At 44.5% G+C, this 17,155-nt stretch carries 17 protein-coding genes, 1 riboswitch and 1 other annotated feature; of the genes, 3 read left to right on the top strand and 14 right to left on the bottom strand.

Translation table 11 applies throughout. From position 1 onward, the window contains the following. The first annotated feature begins 24 nt into the window (after positions 1 to 24). Complete coding sequence (locus D8852_RS05985; RefSeq protein ID WP_125424789.1) at positions 25 to 684, top strand: prepilin peptidase; 660 nt, start codon at positions 25 to 27, stop codon at positions 682 to 684. Here D8852_RS05985 and trpA read toward each other — a convergent pair. The 14 genes from trpA to D8852_RS05915 form a co-directional block, all read right to left on the bottom strand. Next, entirely contained in the window at positions 656 to 1,432 is a 777-nt protein-coding gene (gene trpA / locus D8852_RS05980; protein ID WP_084926225.1) for a tryptophan synthase subunit alpha, read from the bottom strand. The genes D8852_RS05985 and trpA overlap by 29 nt on opposite strands. Continuing rightward, complete coding sequence (gene trpB / locus D8852_RS05975) at positions 1,425 to 2,648, bottom strand: tryptophan synthase subunit beta (RefSeq protein WP_020900370.1); 1,224 nt, start codon at positions 2,646 to 2,648, stop codon at positions 1,425 to 1,427. The genes trpA and trpB (D8852_RS05975) overlap by 8 nt, the downstream gene beginning before the upstream one ends. Continuing rightward, positions 2,626 to 3,225, bottom strand: coding sequence for a phosphoribosylanthranilate isomerase (locus D8852_RS05970; RefSeq protein ID WP_125424788.1), 600 nt, complete (start codon positions 3,223 to 3,225; stop codon positions 2,626 to 2,628). Before D8852_RS05970 ends, trpB (D8852_RS05975) begins: the two co-directional genes overlap by 23 nt. Next, positions 3,212 to 3,979 carry an indole-3-glycerol phosphate synthase TrpC gene (gene trpC, locus D8852_RS05965; RefSeq protein WP_125424787.1) on the bottom strand — a complete coding sequence of 256 codons (768 nt, stop codon included), beginning with the start codon at positions 3,977 to 3,979 and terminating at the stop codon, positions 3,212 to 3,214. The genes D8852_RS05970 and trpC overlap by 14 nt, the downstream gene beginning before the upstream one ends. Then, entirely contained in the window at positions 3,976 to 4,980 is a 1,005-nt protein-coding gene (trpD, locus tag D8852_RS05960) for an anthranilate phosphoribosyltransferase (protein WP_125424786.1), read from the bottom strand. The genes trpC and trpD overlap by 4 nt, the downstream gene beginning before the upstream one ends. A 10-nt stretch (positions 4,981 to 4,990) precedes the next feature. After that, the gene (locus tag D8852_RS05955) at positions 4,991 to 5,557 is read right to left on the bottom strand and encodes an aminodeoxychorismate/anthranilate synthase component II (RefSeq protein WP_125424785.1); all 567 of its coding nucleotides are present in this window, start codon (positions 5,555 to 5,557) and stop codon (positions 4,991 to 4,993) included. Further along, positions 5,554 to 6,915: an anthranilate synthase component I gene (gene trpE / locus D8852_RS05950; RefSeq protein ID WP_009730494.1), complete on the bottom strand. Its 1,362-nt coding sequence runs from the start codon at positions 6,913 to 6,915 to the stop codon at positions 5,554 to 5,556. Before trpE ends, D8852_RS05955 begins: the two co-directional genes overlap by 4 nt. Positions 6,916 to 6,986: 71 nt before the next feature. Beyond that, positions 6,987 to 7,218, bottom strand: a binding site (T-box leader). Further along, a complete protein-coding gene (trpB, locus tag D8852_RS05945; protein ID WP_009730495.1) occupies positions 7,209 to 8,387 on the bottom strand; it encodes a tryptophan synthase subunit beta in 1,179 nt (392 codons plus the stop codon). Its footprint overlaps the feature before it by 10 nt. Before the next feature lie 302 nt (positions 8,388 to 8,689). Continuing rightward, positions 8,690 to 9,946 carry a DegT/DnrJ/EryC1/StrS family aminotransferase gene (locus D8852_RS05940; RefSeq protein WP_185755589.1) on the bottom strand — a complete coding sequence of 419 codons (1,257 nt, stop codon included), beginning with the start codon at positions 9,944 to 9,946 and terminating at the stop codon, positions 8,690 to 8,692. 42 nt (positions 9,947 to 9,988) lie between these two features. Then, positions 9,989 to 10,681, bottom strand: coding sequence for a sugar transferase (locus D8852_RS05935; RefSeq protein WP_000922221.1), 693 nt, complete (start codon positions 10,679 to 10,681; stop codon positions 9,989 to 9,991). 103 nt (positions 10,682 to 10,784) lie between these two features. Then, positions 10,785 to 12,527: an ABC transporter ATP-binding protein gene (locus tag D8852_RS05930; protein ID WP_125424783.1), complete on the bottom strand. Its 1,743-nt coding sequence runs from the start codon at positions 12,525 to 12,527 to the stop codon at positions 10,785 to 10,787. Then, complete coding sequence (locus D8852_RS05925; RefSeq protein WP_125424782.1) at positions 12,517 to 14,262, bottom strand: ABC transporter ATP-binding protein; 1,746 nt, start codon at positions 14,260 to 14,262, stop codon at positions 12,517 to 12,519. Before D8852_RS05925 ends, D8852_RS05930 begins: the two co-directional genes overlap by 11 nt. A gap of 206 nt (positions 14,263 to 14,468) precedes the next feature. Next, the gene (locus D8852_RS05920; RefSeq protein WP_125424781.1) at positions 14,469 to 15,104 is read right to left on the bottom strand and encodes a DUF421 domain-containing protein; all 636 of its coding nucleotides are present in this window, start codon (positions 15,102 to 15,104) and stop codon (positions 14,469 to 14,471) included. Continuing rightward, positions 15,101 to 15,556 carry a DUF3290 family protein gene (locus D8852_RS05915; protein WP_078238140.1) on the bottom strand — a complete coding sequence of 152 codons (456 nt, stop codon included), beginning with the start codon at positions 15,554 to 15,556 and terminating at the stop codon, positions 15,101 to 15,103. Before D8852_RS05915 ends, D8852_RS05920 begins: the two co-directional genes overlap by 4 nt. A gap of 133 nt (positions 15,557 to 15,689) precedes the next feature. On the opposite strand from D8852_RS05915, the gene D8852_RS05910 reads away from it, so the two are divergent. Further along, complete coding sequence (locus D8852_RS05910; protein ID WP_084975818.1) at positions 15,690 to 16,517, top strand: exodeoxyribonuclease III; 828 nt, start codon at positions 15,690 to 15,692, stop codon at positions 16,515 to 16,517. Between the two features lie 11 nt (positions 16,518 to 16,528). Further along, a complete protein-coding gene (locus tag D8852_RS05905) occupies positions 16,529 to 16,915 on the top strand; it encodes a bleomycin resistance protein (protein ID WP_061417284.1) in 387 nt (128 codons plus the stop codon). A gap of 132 nt (positions 16,916 to 17,047) precedes the next feature. After that, positions 17,048 to 17,143, top strand: a riboswitch (purine riboswitch). Positions 17,144 to 17,155 lie beyond the last annotated feature (12 nt).

Here is a 17,155-nt window from a genome sequence, read left to right as displayed (position 1 = left end):
CCTATTTTTTACGAATAGATAAGTATGATTGATATTTATTTTTTTCTTGTCGGGAGTATTCTCGCTTCCTTTCTTGGTTTGGTCATTGACCGTTTTCCAGAGCAATCCATTATCCAACCTGCTAGTCACTGCGATTCCTGTCAGACTCGCTTGCGCCCCTTAGATTTGATTCCGATTCTCTCGCAGGTGCTCAATCGCTTTCGCTGTCGCTACTGCAAGGCTACATATCCTGTCTGGTATGCCCTCTTTGAACTAGGCTTAGGGCTCCTCTTTCTATCTTGGTATTGGGGCTTTCTTTCCTTGGGACAAGTCATCCTAATCACTGCTGGTTTGACCTTGGGCATCTACGACTTTCACCATCAGGAATATCCCTTACTGGTCTGGATGACTTTCCACCTAATCCTCATGGTTTCCTCTGGCTGGGATCTGGTCATGATTTTCTTCCTTATCCTTGGAATGTTAGCTCATTTTATCGATATTCGCATGGGCGCAGGGGATTTTCTCTTTTTAGCTTCTTGCGCTCTCGTCTTTAGCGCAACAGAATTACTCATCTTGATTCAGTTTGCTTCTGCGACGGGCATCCTAGCCTTTCTCCTGCAAAAGAAAAAGGAAAGACTTCCTTTTGTGCCTTTCCTCTTACTCGCTGCTTGTGTGATTATTTTTGGTAAGCTACTGCTTGTTTGATAAAGTCCTGAATCGGCTCTCCTTCATGGAGAGCTTTTACGATTTTCGAACCAACGATAACACCATCTGACACCGCATTGAAGCGTTCTACATCGGCTTGACTAGATACACCAAAACCTGTTAAAACTGGGATGTCGGTCACTTGATGCAATTGTGCCAAGTGCTTGTCCAAGTCTGCACGGTAATTGCCTGATTTCCCTGTCACCCCATTGATGGCAACTGCATAGACGAATCCTTCTGCCCCTTCAATCAACTCTTTCTGGCGCTCAATTCCTGTGGTCAAGCTAACTAGGGGAATCAAGGCAATGTCTGTATCTGCCAAAAATGGTTCTACAAAGTTGGCATGCTCATGAGGCAGGTCTGGAATAATCAAGCCCTTAACCGCTGTATCTGCCAAATCTTTGACAAAGTTCTCCACACCGTACTGAAATAGGGGGTTGAAGTAGGTCATAATGACCAGTGGAATCTCTGTTTCAATGGTTTTCAAGGTTTCAACCAAAGCCTGTGTAGAGGTCCCGTGGGCTAAACTGCGCAAGCCAGCTTCTTCGATAACAGGTCCATCTGCAACAGGGTCTGAAAAGGGAATGCCCACTTCAATTGCAGAGGCACCCAAATCTTCTAAAAAGTGGATTGTTTCCCCAAGTCCATCCAAACCTTTTTCGTGGTCACCAGCCATGATATAAGGAACGAAAATTCCTTTTCCAGCTGCTTTAATAGCGTTCAATTTTTCTGTTAGTGTCTTAGGCATGTGCTTCTCCCTTCTTTGCTGCATCTGCTTCCAAGCGGTCCTTGACTTGAACCACATCCTTGTCCCCACGACCGGATAGGCAGACAATCATGGACTTGTTTGGACCGAGTTCTTTGGCCAATTTCACCGCAAAGGCGATAGCATGGCTAGATTCCAAGGCTGGGATAATCCCTTCCACGCGAGACAAGAGTTGGAATCCCTCCAAGGCTTCTTCGTCTGTCACAGGGACATAGCTGGCACGTTTAATATCGTGGTAGTGAGAATGTTCTGGACCGATACCAGGATAGTCCAAGCCTGCTGAAATAGAGAAGGCTTCAAGAATTTGACCATGGGCATCTTGGAGCACATCCATGAGAGAACCGTGAAGAACACCAGGACGACCCTTAGTCAAGGTAGCTGCATGGTGCTCCGTATCCACACCAAGTCCAGCCGCTTCAGCTCCATACATGGCTACTGACTCATCTTCTACAAATGGATGGAAGAGCCCGATAGCATTAGAACCACCACCAACACAGGCTACTAAAGCATCTGGCAGATCTTGTCCTGTCAAGTCACGGTACTGTTGTTTAGCTTCTCGACCAATAACGCTTTGGAAGTCACGAACGATTTCTGGGAAAGGATGAGGCCCCAAGGCAGAACCAAGAATATAGTGGGTGTCGTCGATATTTGCCACCCATGAACGAAGAGCTGCATTGACCGCATCCTTGAGCACGCGCGAACCGTCTGTCACTGCCTCAACCTTGGCTCCCAAAAGCTCCATACGGAACACATTGAGGGCTTGGCGTTTGACATCTTCCTCACCCATGTAGATAGTACATTCCATGTTAAAGAGGGCTGCAGCAGTTGCAGTTGCCACACCGTGCTGACCAGCACCTGTTTCAGCGATAATTTTCTTTTTACCCATGCGTTTAGCCAGAAGAACTTGTCCCAAGGCATTGTTAATCTTGTGGGCCCCTGTATGGTTAAGGTCTTCCCGTTTGAGATAAATCTTGGCTCCGCCGATATGCTGAGTCAAGTTTTTTGCGTAGTAAAGAGGAGTTTCACGCCCCACATACTGGCGTAAGAGCTGGTTTAATTCCTCTTGGAAACTTGGGTCTGCCTGACTTTCACGATAAGCCTTTTCCAACTCCAAAACTGCTGTCATCAATGTTTCTGGGACAAAACGTCCTCCGAATTTTCCGTAAAATCCATCTTTATTTGGTTCCTGATATGCCATGCTTTACCCTCTCTATAAATCTTCTAATCTTTTCATGATCTTTTTGTCCATCTGTCTCCACTCCGCTCGATACATCTACTGCATAGGGAGTAAAGTGTTGAATTGCTTTTACTACATTGTCTTCCTTAAGCCCACCTGCGATAAAGAAGGGCTGAGCTAGTCCAGTCGTATCTAGTTGACCCCAGTCAAAGGTCTGGCCACTTCCTGCCACAGGAGCATCAAAGAGTAGATAATCTGCTTGAGAATTGGGCACATGACCCTCGCCATCCACCTGAACAGCCTGAATACTAGCACAGGGCAGGTCCTCAAACAAATCATCCGCTACCTGACCGTGAACTTGAACCAAATCCAAGCCAGCTTTGTCAATCGCTTCTAGCAGTTCTGCCCGACTTGGTGAAACAAATACACCAACCTTTTTGACGTCTGAAGGAATGAACTTTGCCAATTCAGCAGCCTGATCCAAGGTCACCTGTCTTTTACTAGGTGCCAAGACAAAACCGATGTAGTCCGCCCCTGCTGAAACGGCTGTTTCCACCGCTTCCTTTGTCGATAATCCGCAAATTTTAACCTTTGTCAATCTGCAACTCCTTGATTCTCTGGGCTACATCTTCTGCCTGCATGAGAGCTGTCCCTACTAAAATTCCGTTAAAGTATGGTGCTACTCGCTCTGCATCCTGCCCTGTGAAAATGGCAGATTCAGAAATGTACAAGCAATCATTTTTGAAATGTTTAGCCAAATCTACACTGGTCTGCAAGTCAACTTCAAAGGTGGTCAAATTACGATTATTGACCCCGATAATCTGGGCACCAAGTCTGTGAGCCACCTCTAGTTCAGCAAGATTGTGAGTCTCCACCAAAACTTCTAGACCAAGCTCTGTCGCATAGTCGTAAAGTTCCTTAAGGCGTTCTTCTGACAAGGCTGCCACAATGAGCAAGATGACTGTCGCACCCGCATTGCGAGCACGGATGATTTGCTTTTCATCGATGATAAAGTCCTTATTAAGCGTCGGAATGTTTACCTGACTGGAAATCTCACGCAAATAATCCAAATGCCCTTTAAAGAAAACTTCATCTGTCAGAACAGAAATCATCACTGCTCCGTTCGCTTCATAAGTCTGGGCCTGTTGCACAATATCCACATTGAGATTGATATCTCCCAGACTAGGGCTAGCTTTCTTGACTTCAGCGATTACCTGTAAACGGTCTTGGTGTTGTTTTAGATAGTCAGCCAAGCGATAGGTCTGGCGCAGGGGCTGGATTTCCTCCAGCTCCATCTGCTCAACCTCACGCGCCTTCTGCACCAAGATTCGTGCTAAAAATTCCTGACTCATTTTTGGTACTCCTGTAACAGTCTGAGTTTTTCAAGGGCCTTGCCACTAGCAATGACTTGACGAGCCAAGGCAACTCCTTCCTTGATGCTAGCTACCTTACCATTAGCATAGAAACCAAGACCAGCATTTAAAACTGTCGTTTCCAAGAATGGACTTGGTTCATTTTTAAGAACGCTAAGCAAAATTTCTGCATTTTCCTGAGCATTGCCTCCACGAATGTCTTCGATAGCGTAGTATTCCATTCCCAAATCCTCTGGAGTGAAGCTTGACAAGGTGATTTCGCCATTTTCCAGAAGAGCAATCTTGGTTGTTCCGTTCAAGCCGGCTTCATCCAGCCCTTCTGGTCCAGCAACCACGATGGCACGTTTGCGACCCATATTTTTCAAAACCTGAGCTGTACTTTCTATAAGTTCTGGACGACTAATTCCAAGAAGTTGTGTTTCCAAAGCCATTGGGTGAATCAGGGGACCAGTCAAGTTCATAATCGTTGGAATTCCCAATTCCAAACGAGCTGGCATGATGTATTTCATAGCTGGGTGCATATTTTTAGCAAAGAGAAAGACGATGCCAGTTTTATCAAAGACCTTACCTAGTTCAGCTGGTTTGAGGTCTAGGTTGATACCCAATGCTTGAAGGACATCTGCAGAACCAGATTTAGAAGAAATCGAGCGGTTACCGTGTTTTGCCATGTGAACACCACCACCAGCCAAGACAAAGGCTGCAGTTGTAGAGATGTTAAAGCTGAAAGACTTGTCCCCACCTGTACCACAGTTGTCCATGGCATCATGAATTTCAGTTGGAATATGTTGGGCATGCCCTCTCATGACTTGGGCAATGGCTGTGCGTTCTTCAGGTGTTTCCCCCTTCATCTTAAGAGCCAAAAGGAGAGAAGCAATCTGCGCCTCAGTAACACGCCCAGTTACAATACGCTCAATGACATCCGTCATTTCCACACCTGATAAATTTTCAAATTTTGCTAGTTTTTCAATAATCTCTTTCATCCTAGTTTCCTCACTTTACAACCTTCTCGATAAAATTCCGAATAGAAGACAAGCCATCTGGCGTTCCAATGCTCTCTGGATGGTACTGGAAACCATAAATCGGTAGGTTTTTATGTTGAATTCCCATAATAGCTTGGTCATCAGTCGAACGAGCTGTCACTTCAAAGCCTTCTGGCATTTCTTCAATCAAAATACTGTGATAACGCATGACTGGACGACCATCCTCGATGCCTTGATAGAGAACAGAAGGCGCTTCAAAGCTGACATGGCTCTGTTTCCCATGCATGACTTTGGGAGCCAAGCCTAACTGTCCACCAAAGACCTCTGCGATGGCTTGATGTCCCAAACAAATTCCAAGAATCGGCTTCTTGCCAGCAAAGTCACGAATCATATCTTCCATCATTCCCGCATCCACTGGCCAACCTGGACCAGGAGAAAAGACCAGACCATCTGCTTTTTCAGCTTCTTCATATAGCTTGGGATCATCATTTCTCAAGACCTGCACTTCTGCAAAATTCCCAATGTATTGAGCCAAGTTATAGGTAAAGGAATCATAGTTGTCAATCAATAAAATCATGGTCTTAGTTCTCCAATTCTAGTCATAGATTTTGCTTTGTTAATGGTTTCTTGGTATTCGTTTTGGGTGATGGAATCGTAGACAATCCCTGCTCCAGCCTGCACATAGGCTATTTGATTTTTAAGAATCATAGTTCGGATGGCAATGGCAAAGTCCATATCACCTGTAGCAGACAAGTAGCCGATTGCTCCTGCGTATACGCCCCGTTTTTCTGTTTCCAGTTCATAGATGCGTCTCATAGCTCGAATCTTTGGAGCTCCTGAAACTGTTCCAGCTGGAAGTGTAGCTTTCAAGGCATCCATGGCAGTGAGTTCTGGAAGCAAACGACCCTTGACCACACTGGTCAAATGCATGACATAGCGGAAGAGCTCCACTTCCATATACTTGGTAACTTGGACACTTGCCGTTTCAGAGATGCGACCAATATCATTACGTCCCAAGTCTACCAACATCTGATGTTCTGCTGTTTCCTTCTCATCAGAAAGCAGGTCTGTCGCCAAGGCCTTGTCTTCTTCATCCGTAGCTCCTCTTGGTCGTGTACCGGCAATCGGATTGGTTGTCACGATGCCGTTTTTGACAGAAACCAAATTTTCTGGACTAGCACCAATGATTTGATAATCTCCAAAGTCATAGAAATAAAGGTAATTAGAAGGATTGGTCACGCGGAGATTTCTGTAGAAGTCAAATGGATTTCCAGTAACTTCTGCTGAGAAACGTTGACTGAGCACGCATTGGAACATATCGCCATTACGAATCAAGTCACGAGCTGTTTCGACCATTTGCTCAAACTTCTGAGGAGCGATATGGGGTTTGAAATCGAGCGGAGATAGATCCAAATCTTCAAATTCATTTGAAACAGGAATGCGTAATTCCTCCAGCACTTGCTTCAAGGCTTCTTCCAAATCTTCTTGACTGCGTTCACCATAGAGAGCATCCTCGATGACATGGATTTTTTCCTTCTTGTGGTCAAAGACCATGTAGCTCTCATAGACAAAGAAATGCATGTCTGGCGTCCCAATCGTATCTTGAGGGATTTGTCCAATTTCTTCATATAGAGAAATCATATCGTAACCCACAAAGCCAATGGCTCCCCCACCAAAAGGGAGGTCTGAATGGTGCTGGCTCTTATGAGTCACTTCATAAAGAAAATCCAAGGGATCACGATCAATCACTTGTCCATTTTGATAAAGGACTCCATTTTCAAACTGAATCTCAAAAACTGGATTATAGGCTAGGATAGAAAAACGAGCGGTTTCCTTGTCTCTCGGAATACTTTCTAGGATCACCTTGTGTTGCCCCTTTAGGCGCATATAAGCCAAGATTGGTGATAAGACATCTCCATGAATGATTCGTTCCATTGTAATTTCCCTTTCAGTTCTAATTCTAGTCCGTGGCGACTGTATGAAAAATCCCCACGCAAAATAACTTGCGTGAGGACGAAATTCGCGGTGCCACCTCAATTATAGGATTTCTCCTATCTCTCATTCCTGTCTCAGAACCTTCCTGTAACAGGCTGTGCGATAAAGGGCACTCCCTTGAGAATTATGTTTTCTTCTCTCGTTTCAGATGGACCCAACCTTACAGCTTTCTCTGCTTGTTTCCAGCAACCACAAGCTCTCTGTGAAAGAAATAACTGTAATTTTTCCATCTCTTATTTTTTAGCTTCTAGGTAGTCTGCAATCGCAGCTACGTCCTTGTCTCCACGACCAGAGACATTGATGATGATAATCTCATCTTTACTTAGTTTCGGTGCACGTTTAACTGCTTCTGCGATGGCATGCGAACTTTCAATCGCTGGGATAATCCCTTCTGTCTTGCTGAGAAGGAGCAAGGCTTGAACAGCTTCTTCATCTGTCGCTGCCACATATTCCACGCGACCTGAGTCTTTAAAGTAGGCGTGTTCTGGACCAACCCCTGGATAGTCCAAACCAGCTGAGATAGAGTAAACTGGCGCCAGCTCTCCATCTTCCTTAAAGACTGCATAAGTCTTCATACCGTCGACAATTCCGACACTACCTTTTGTCATAGTAGCTGCGTGCTTGTCTGTGTCAAGTCCGTGACCAGCGGCTTCTACCCCAATCAATTTGACTTCTTCATCAGCTACATACTGTGAAAAAGCACCGATGGCATTGGAACCACCACCTACACAGGCAATGACATAGTCTGGTAAACGGCCTTCTTTTTCTAAGATTTGACGGCGAGATTCTTCACTGATGACCTTTTGAAACTCGTGGACAATGGTAGGATAAGGGTGAGGACCTACAGCAGATCCCAAAACGTAGAAGGCTTCAAGATCATTCATCCATGCTCCAAAGGCTGCATCAACCGCGTCCTTGAGAGTTCGAGTTCCCGTTTCAACCGCGTGAACAGTTGCTCCCATCATCTCCATGCGGAAAACATTGAGGCGTTGACGTTCCACATCTTCTGCCCCCATGTAGACATCACAGGCCATACCAAACTTGGCTGCAGCAGCTGCAGTCGCAACACCGTGTTGACCAGCTCCTGTTTCCGCGATCACTCGTTTTTTGCCCATACGTTTGGCAAGAAGGATTTGCCCTAAAACGTTGTTAAGCTTGTGAGAACCCAGATGGTTCAGGTCTTCGCGCTTGAGATAAATCTTAGCCCCACCCAAGTGATCTGTCAAACTTTCCGCAAAATAAAGTGGTGTTTCGCGACCGGAATAGTCCTTCAAGTAATGGCGAAATTCTGCCAAAAATTCTGGATCATCCTTGTACTTATCAAATGTCACTTCCAACTCATCCAACAAAGCCTGAATCGGCTCCGGTACAAAACTACCACCAAATTGTCCAAAATAACCTTTAGTTGTCATAAAATTTTTCCTCTTTCAGTATTAATTTAAAGATATGAAAAAAGCCCACACACAGAAATCAATCCGTGTGAGGGCGTTGGTAACGCGGTGCCACCTCAATTGTAAAGAGACTATCCCCTTTACATCTCTGCCTTGTCTAACAACAAGTTGCACTGTAAGGTGTGCGTACCGAATTTTCATTGTTTCAAATTCATTTTTTAAATCAGCCCACTTTCACTACTTTCAACCACCTATTCACAATCACCACAGGCTCCCTGAAGATCAAACATAGTTACTTTTCTGATTATTGAGAATATTATATGTTATTGTTCTATCTTTGTCAAGATTTTTTTATGATTTTTTCCTGAACCGAGTATTTCTTCGGAAATTCTTACCAAAGTCTTAACGATATAATCAACCTCATCATCACTTAATTTTGTATGAAGAGGGAGCGTAATTTCATTTTCAAAGAAAGCATAGGCCTTTGGATAGTTATCCATGTCAAAGCCAAGATTCTTATAGGCTGTCAAGAGTGGAAGCGGTTTGTAGTGAACGTTACTTGCAATTCCTGCTTTGGCCAATTCTTGGATGATACGATTACGCTCTTCTAGACTAGCACCTTCTACATGGGTGATATAGAGGTGACGACAAGATTCGACAGTATCAGTCTTGTGTGCCAATGGGTGGATACGAGTCCCCGCAAAACCACGATTATAGCGATCCACGATATCCTTACGACGTTGCAGCAAACCAGGGTAACGATCCAATTGTACCAAACCAATCGAAGCCATGATATCCGTCATGTTACACTTGTAGGCTGGTGTAACGATATCATATTCCCAAGAACCCAGTTGCATCTTGGCAAGAGCATCTTTGGTTTGACCATGAAGGGAAAGGATTTGGAATTCCTTGTACATTTCTTCGTCGTCAATCGCTGGATTGGCTTTCCAAGTAGCACTTCCTCCCTCAGCCGTTGTAAAGTTCTTAACGGCATGGAATGAGAAGGAAGTAAAGTCAGCGATGGAACCAGCCGGCTGCCCTTTGTAAGTAGATCCCAAAGCATGGGCACTGTCAGAGACAATGATAATACGGTTAAAGGCCTTTTGCCACTTGCTAGCAGCTGTAAAGAGATTACGTTTTTTCTCAACAACTTGGAACAAACGGTCATAGTCACAAACAATCCCGGCAAGCTCTACTGGGATGATGACCTTAGTCTTTTCAGTAATGGCTTTCTCAAGCAAGTCATAGTCCATCTCAAAAGTATCTGCTTGGATATCCACCATGACAGGTGTTGCTCCTACGTGAGTGATGACGCTACATGAAGCCGTATAAGTCATAGCTGGAACGATGACTTCATCACCAGGCCCCACTTCAAGAACACGCAAAATCAACTCAAGAGCGGCAGTCGCAGAGTTGAGGCAGACAGTCTTAGGTGTCTGTGTGTATTGGGACAAGCGACGCTCCAGTTCTTTTGTCTTAGGACCCGTTGTGATCCAACCAGAACGTAGGGTATCCGCTACTTCAGCAATTTCAGCTTCTGTAATATCGGGTGGTGAAAATGGAATATTGTAATTTGGCATTGATTTGCTCCTTTTATCTGTACTCATTTTCTCATGACTACTTTATTTTAGTACCTCAAACACGGTTTGAAACATGATTTTGATGTCTCCAAGGAAACTAAACTCTCGGAGATAGGCGAGGTTATAGCGCATCTTCTCAGGAAGGACATGTTCGACATAGGCCTGGTCAACTGATAGACCTTTCTCCGTCATTTGACTGATGATCGTATCCTCATCCTTGTAGTTGATGCTAGCTGGAGAGGTGATTCCGGCTGGTAAGAGCAAGGTCGCCATCATTTCAGGACTATACTGCTCGGTGTAACGTGGCACCTCAGGTCTTGTGCCTACAAAGGACATCTCACCTTTAAGGACATTGACCAGCTGAGGCAGTTCGTCCAAGCGCACACGGCGGATGAAATTTCCTACTTTGGTAATGCGGCTATCATTGGCTGAAGTCACCAGGCTTCCTTTTTTATCCGCATCCGTTACCATGGTACGGAACTTCCAAATCTTGAACGGACGGTTGTACTGGGTCACGCGCTCTTGCTTGTAAATGACAGGTCCCTTGCTATCCAACTTGATCCAAATGCTCAAGATAAGAAAGACGGGAGAAGTCAAAAGTAGCAAAAACAGGGCCAGAACCCAATCCAGGCAACGCTTGAAAATCAGCGAACCCTTCCTTTTAGAGACAAGCTGGTAATAAGACTCAACCTCGCTTGATTGCATTTCCACGGGCAAGTCTTCCCATTTCAGCATGCTGTTTCTCCTTTGTTTTCATTATACTATTTGTCAACATTTTTCATTATACCACAAAATGGAAAAGGCGGTACAAGAAATCTGTAATTTGGAGGAATTCTTATTAGGACATGGCTCCAGTCTGCAAACGATACATCTTGTGATAGGTTCCTCCCAGGGTCAAGAGTTCCTCATGGGTTCCACTCTCAATGATGCGTCCCTTGTCCAAAACATAGATACAGTTGGCATCTTGGATAGTTGAAAGGCGATGAGCGATGGCAATGGTTGTTCGCCCCTGTCTCATCTTAGCCAGTGAATCTTGGACCAAGCTTTCTGTTTCAGAGTCAATATTGGCTGTCGCTTCATCCAAAATCAGGATTTTAGGCTGACTGGCGACTGTTCTAGCAAAGGCAAGAAGCTGGCGCTGGCCAGTAGAGAAGCTCGAGCCACGCTCAGACACAGGTGCATCATAACCCAGAGGAAGGTCCTGAATAAAGGAATCTGCATCGACAAAGGTAGCTGCGTCCTTTACTTGATCATCACTGATATCTTGGTACATGGCGATATTGGACTTGATAGTCCCGTGATAGAGGAAGGGATCCTGCAAGACCAGACCGATGTTCTTTCTCAGCTCTTCCTGACTGTAGTTCCTGATATCCACATCATCCAAGAGAACTCGACCTGACTGAAATTCATAAAAACGCATGAGGACATTGATAATGGAAGATTTCCCTGAACCTGTATGCCCCACAAAGGCAATGGTCTCACCCTTGTTAACAGAAAAAGAAATATCATCTAGGATCTGGTGTTTGCCATCATATGAGAAACACACATGTTCAAAACGGATATTGCCCTCTTTGATTTTGACTTGCCCATTTTCTTGAAGAGGCTCATAGGTCGTCTCGTCAATCAAGGCAAATACACGCCCTGCAGACACCATGGACGTTTGAAGGGTTGAAAAGTTTTGCGTCACCTCAATCAAGGGATCAAAGAGACGGTTGATGTACTGGATAAAGGCATACATGGTTCCGGCTGTTATCCCGATAGAAAGTCCACGGTAGCCAAAGTAGGCCATCAAGACTGTATAGCCTAGGAGTTTCAGCAAACTCATGGCAGGACGTAAAAAGAGGGCGTCCAAGGCTACAGAACGGTTGGCGTAGACCAAGTGTTCTTGGTTGATCTCATCAAATTCTGCCTGCAGACGCTTCTCTTGATTAAAGGCCTGGATAATCCTGATTCCCTCGATATTCTCTGCCAGCTTACTATTGATATCCGACAAGAGACTTCTGGTTTTTTCGATGATTTTCACTGATTTTTTCCGATAGAGATTGACCAAAAGGAAAATCAAGGGAAGAAAGAGCAAGACTAAAGCTGTCAAACGAAAATCCAGCACCAACATGGTGTACAGAGTTGTCAGAAAGATGAAAACTGCTGAGATAAAGCTGGATAAAATCCCTGAAAACATATCACTGATGGTCTCAGTATCATTGGTCAAACGAGAGACGATGGAACCTGCTGGTGTCTTGTCAAAATAAGACATGCCGAGTTTCTCCATATTGGAAAAGGCATCGCGACGAATATCTCTGACAATACTGTAGGACACCCTCGCAAAGAGAAGATTGCCAACATACTGAACTAGAGTTTGTAGGATATAAAGGCCATAGTAGACCAGCAAAACGGTCACAGCAATTTGGTTAAAATTACTGAGATACTGGTCGATAAAGTGAGAAGCCACAAGTGGAATGATGCTTTTAATAACCGTAGTCGCGAGGAGAAAACTGAGGGCCAAAAAGGTCAGGAGGCCATAGGGCTTGAGATAGGACATCAAGCGCTTCAATACAGCCAATTGTTCTTTCTTATTCTGCATCTTCTTCTCCTTTCATTTCCAACTGTTGAGACTGGTATGTTTGGGCGTACCAGCCATCCAGGGCTAGCAGTTCTTCGTGCGTGCCCCGTTCTATGATTTGGCCATTTTGCAGGACTAAAATCAAATCTGCATGGACAACCGCACTGAGACGATGAGCCGTGATGATGGTTGTCTTGTCCTTACGCGTCTCCTTGAGATTGTCGATAATCGCATACTCTGTCTTAGCATCCACGGCGGACAAGGAATCATCTAGAATCAAGATATCAGGGTCTAAAATCATAGCTCGACTCATGGCTAGACGCTGCTTTTGACCACCAGAAAGACTGACTCCTTTTTCACCGATAACAGTATCAAATCCCTGAGGCATGTCTACAATATCTTGGTAAACTTGAGCTAGCTTAGTCACTTCCTCGACTGCTGAAAGAGGCAAGTTAGGATTTCCAAAGCGGATATTGTCTGAAATCGAAGTCGCAAAGAGGAACTGGTCCTGAGGAACATAGCCCATGAGACTGCGAAGGTCTGTCAAACGATAATCGCGAATATCATGACCGTTTAGATAAATAGCTCCCTTATCCACATCATATTCTCGCAAGAGGAGCTTAATCAAGGACGTTTTCCCAGAGCCTGTCTGCCCGACCAAACCTAGGGTTTGCCCTTTTTCCAGACTAAAGTGAACATCCGTCAGTGTTTCCTCATTTTCAAAGGCAAAGCTGTCAATGGTGTACTCCAAACGTCCATTTTCAATACCGTCCAGAGGAAATTCAGGATCTTTTACAGGTGATTCCTGAGACAAAAGATCCTCAATTCGCTGGTAAGAAACTTTCCCCCTTTGAGTGATATTAAAGAGGAAACCGATAGCCATAAGAGGCCAGACCAGCATATCCAAGTAGCTGATAAAGGTGACCAGATTCCCAACAGTGATCTGCCCCTCCTGCACCATTAAGGAACCGACCAAGAGGGTTAAAACATAGGATGAACCAACAAACAAGAGAACCATGGGGTCAAAGAGACTATCGTATTTCATGGTTTGGAGGTTCTTTTGGAAGGTCAATTCATTTACTGCTTGAAAGGACGCCAGCTCATCTGCCTGATAACCGAAAGACTTGGTCACTTTGATACCTGATACAGACTCCTGCACCTTGTTATTGAGTTCGGAAAAGGCAGCTTGTGACTCGCCAAAGGCCTTGTGGGTCTTTCTCCCTAGACGACTGGTCGCATAAGCCATGAAAGGCAAGGGAAGAATGGCAACCAAGGTCATTTGCCATGAAATACTAAAGAGCATGGTCAGCAAGGTCACCAGAGCCGTGATAGAGGCATCCACCGCAGACATAACACCGCCACCTGCGAGACGAGTCAAGGCATTGATATCGTTGGTGGCATGCGCCATCAGGTCCCCCGTTCGATAGGTCTGATAAAAGGCTGGCGACATTTTTGTGAAATGCTCAAACAGGCGAGACCGCATGATCTGCCCTAGACGGTAAGAAGTTCCAAGGATATACATGCGCCAAACATAGCGCAGATAGTACATCCCAAAGGCAGCCAGCAGTAGATAAAATAGATTAAGAAGGAGGTCCTGCTGGGTTAATTGCCCCGACGTAATGGCATCAATCACCCGTCCCATGACCATGGGGGGAATGAGATTGAGGACGGAAACCAAGACCAAGGCCACAATTCCGACTAAATAACGGCGCTTTTCTAACTTGAAAAACCACCAGAGTTTTTGAATAATGGACATAAAATCCCTTTCTGATTGCAAATGGAAACCTGAGGCCAAGACTCAATGAAAATCAAAGAGCAAACTAGGAAACTAGCCGCAGGCTGCTCAAAGCACTGCTTTGAGGTTGTAGATAGAACTGACGAAGTCAGTAACCTACATACGGCAAGGCGACGTTGATGCAGTTTGAATTTGATTTTTGAAGAGTACAAGACCCCAGGTTTTTCTTATTCATAAGTTACGACTGAGACGGCACCCTTGTCATACTCAGCGATAAAGATATTGGCCACATTGTCATGCCCTTGTTTGCTGAGATTATCAAGCAACCACTCTTCGCTACGGTCAATATATTCCAAAACATCGACTTGGATAACACCGTCTGTGACAACAGGATACTTGGGATTCTCATCTCCCATTTGGACTACGATGAGTTGGCCATTTTGCTCCTGCACAGCTCGTTTGACTTGCTTCATCTGGAAAATTCCTTGGCTACGAAGTTTGAGGGCTACATCCGATGCAGACAAGCCAACTGAACGACAGGCTTCTGGGTCAATCTGCCCATTTTTGATAAGGAGAGTTGGTTTTCCATCAATCAAGCGTTTGACAAAACGAACATTGTTATTGAGCCACTTGAGGGTCAAGACCAAAATCGTCCACATCATCAAAATCACTGCATACTGGAGAATGCTGATAGAACTATTGTAAATCACCCCACCGATGATACCACCGAGAACATAGTTCTGAATTTGGTCTGTCGCAGAGTTAGGTGCTAGGTTCCCCTTTCCTGTCACATTGATAACAAAAACAAGCGAGAAGAGCCCCAAGGCCAGTTTGATTAAAATTTCCATATAATTGAGTGTCATTTGTTTACCTCCACCAATTCAATAGCGTCTGTTTGATTCAATTCTAATTTCTCTAAAAGATACTTGTCTGGTTGGCTCCCGTTCATGGCGCGGTAGAAATTTGGACCTACCTTGACAAGCGCTCCATCCGTATCTGCAGAAGTATTGACATAAACTTCTGATTTATCCACTCCCAAGTCTTTGGAAACAAGCTCGATGAAATGAAGGGAGGTTTGAAATTGGTTGTTAGAGGCTTGATTGGTCTGGTATTTTGAGATTGTCACCAAAAGCATGACCACCAAGGTCAAGGCCAAAATCATGACCAATTCCCGAAACTTAGTCCCCTTTTTATCTCGATAGGCTTTAAAAGCAAAAAATCCTGTGATAGCTAGGAGAACAATTCCAAAGCCAATCATGATGCCATTTTGCTGACTGATTTGGCTAAGTACATAGTCATATGAGTAAAATTTCATTTATTTTCACTCCCTTTCATAAAATCATTCTTAATTATAAACGAAAGAGGGTGATTTTTCAAACCATACGTTGGGGAAATAGGCCTTTTTTTGGTATAATATAGTCTGTAATCTGAATGAAAAAGGTAACTTTATGAAACTCATCTCATGGAATATTGATTCCCTCAACGCAGCCCTAACGAGCGACTCAGCTCGTGCAAAATTGTCCCAAGAAGTCCTACAAACCTTGGTAGCCGAAAATGCTGATATTATCGCTATCCAGGAAACCAAACTTTCTGCCAAGGGTCCTACTAAAAAACATCTGGAAATTTTAGAAGAGCTCTTCCCAAGCTATGAAAACACGTGGCGTTCTTCCCAAGAACCTGCTCGTAAAGGATATGCTGGAACCATGTTTCTTTATAAGAAAGAACTCACACCAACTATCAGCTTCCCAGAGATTGGAGCCCCGTCTACCATGGACTTGGAAGGTCGCATCATCACCTTGGAATTTGATACATTTTTCGTAACGCAAGTTTACACTCCAAACGCTGGCGATGGTCTCAAACGTTTGGAAGAGCGTCAAGTCTGGGATGTGAAATATGCTGAGTATCTAGCTGAGTTAGACAAACATAAACCAGTCCTTGCGACGGGTGACTACAATGTAGCCCACAAGGAAATCGACCTTGCAAACCCTGCCAGCAACCGCCGTTCACCTGGATTTACAGACGAGGAACGTGCTGGATTTACCAACCTCTTGGAAACTGGATTTACCGACACCTTCCGCCACATTCACGGCGATGTCCCAGAACGTTACACTTGGTGGGCACAACGCAGCAAGACTTCTAAAATCAACAATACAGGCTGGAGAATCGACTACTGGCTCACTAGCAACCGCATCGCTGACAAGGTGACCAAGTCAGACATGATTGACTCAGGAGCTCGTCAAGACCATACGCCGATTGTATTGGAAATTGAATTTTAAGGAGAAAGCTAATGGACTATCAAGCTGTCATCCCCGAATTTGTGGTGTCCAACATCGAAAAGTCGCGCTACTTCTACTGCGACTTGCTGGGATTTTCTGTCGAATACGAGCGTCCAGAGGAGAAATTTCTCTTCCTCTCGCTTGAAGACTGCCAACTTATGCTAGAAGAAGGCAGCACAGAAGAATTAGCCCAACTAACCTATCCTTTCGGGCGCGGTGTCAATATTTCCTTTGGCATTGAAGATGTCCCTCAGCTCCACCAAAAACTGCTGGAAGCTGACTATCCTATCCATCGTCCGCTGACCAAAAGAGAATTTCGAGTGGGAGATAGCTTTATTTACCCTCATGAATTTGCAGTCTTGGATCCAGATGGCTATTTTTTAAGATTTAGCGAGTAGAATATTCGAAACCTACAATACTGTATCGTCTTGTAGGTTTCTGTTTGTTCGCTTTTTTCATCTAAACGTCAACAAAATATTTGATTTCTAAAGTTATTTAGTGTAAAATAATAACATTAACGCTTGGACGTTTTATTATAGTACCATTTTACTTGTTTATGTCGTGAATTGGCACGACGTTTCTACAAGGTGCCGGAACACCTAACAATGAGTAAGTCTGTTGAGGGTATGTTTTTAGAC

It is taken from the genome of Streptococcus mitis (assembly GCF_003942695.1).
In the GTDB taxonomy this organism is placed as follows: domain Bacteria; phylum Bacillota; class Bacilli; order Lactobacillales; family Streptococcaceae; genus Streptococcus; species Streptococcus mitis_BD.
This window is presented reverse-complemented; position numbering and strand designations above follow the sequence as displayed.

Bases quoted from the DNA above. Each gene is read 5' to 3' on its own strand.
- D8852_RS05985 (WP_125424789.1), top strand. From the start codon at position 25: ATGATTGATATTTATTTTTTTCTTGTCGGGAGTATTCTCGCTTCCTTT.
- trpA (WP_084926225.1), bottom strand. From the start codon at position 1,432: ATGCCTAAGACACTAACAGAAAAATTGAACGCTATTAAAGCAGCTGGA.
- trpB (WP_020900370.1), bottom strand. From the start codon at position 2,648: ATGGCATATCAGGAACCAAATAAAGATGGATTTTACGGAAAATTCGGA.
- trpC (WP_125424787.1), bottom strand. From the start codon at position 3,979: ATGAGTCAGGAATTTTTAGCACGAATCTTGGTGCAGAAGGCGCGTGAG.
- trpD (WP_125424786.1), bottom strand. From the start codon at position 4,980: ATGAAAGAGATTATTGAAAAACTAGCAAAATTTGAAAATTTATCAGGT.
- D8852_RS05955 (WP_125424785.1), bottom strand. From the start codon at position 5,557: ATGATTTTATTGATTGACAACTATGATTCCTTTACCTATAACTTGGCT.
- trpE (WP_009730494.1), bottom strand. From the start codon at position 6,915: ATGGAACGAATCATTCATGGAGATGTCTTATCACCAATCTTGGCTTAT.
- trpB (WP_009730495.1), bottom strand. From the start codon at position 8,387: ATGACAACTAAAGGTTATTTTGGACAATTTGGTGGTAGTTTTGTACCG.
- D8852_RS05940 (WP_185755589.1), bottom strand. From the start codon at position 9,946: ATGCCAAATTACAATATTCCATTTTCACCACCCGATATTACAGAAGCT.
- D8852_RS05935 (WP_000922221.1), bottom strand. From the start codon at position 10,681: ATGCTGAAATGGGAAGACTTGCCCGTGGAAATGCAATCAAGCGAGGTT.
- D8852_RS05930 (WP_125424783.1), bottom strand. From the start codon at position 12,527: ATGCAGAATAAGAAAGAACAATTGGCTGTATTGAAGCGCTTGATGTCC.
- D8852_RS05925 (WP_125424782.1), bottom strand. From the start codon at position 14,262: ATGTCCATTATTCAAAAACTCTGGTGGTTTTTCAAGTTAGAAAAGCGC.
- D8852_RS05920 (WP_125424781.1), bottom strand. From the start codon at position 15,104: ATGACACTCAATTATATGGAAATTTTAATCAAACTGGCCTTGGGGCTC.
- D8852_RS05915 (WP_078238140.1), bottom strand. From the start codon at position 15,556: ATGAAATTTTACTCATATGACTATGTACTTAGCCAAATCAGTCAGCAA.
- D8852_RS05910 (WP_084975818.1), top strand. From the start codon at position 15,690: ATGAAACTCATCTCATGGAATATTGATTCCCTCAACGCAGCCCTAACG.
- D8852_RS05905 (WP_061417284.1), top strand. From the start codon at position 16,529: ATGGACTATCAAGCTGTCATCCCCGAATTTGTGGTGTCCAACATCGAA.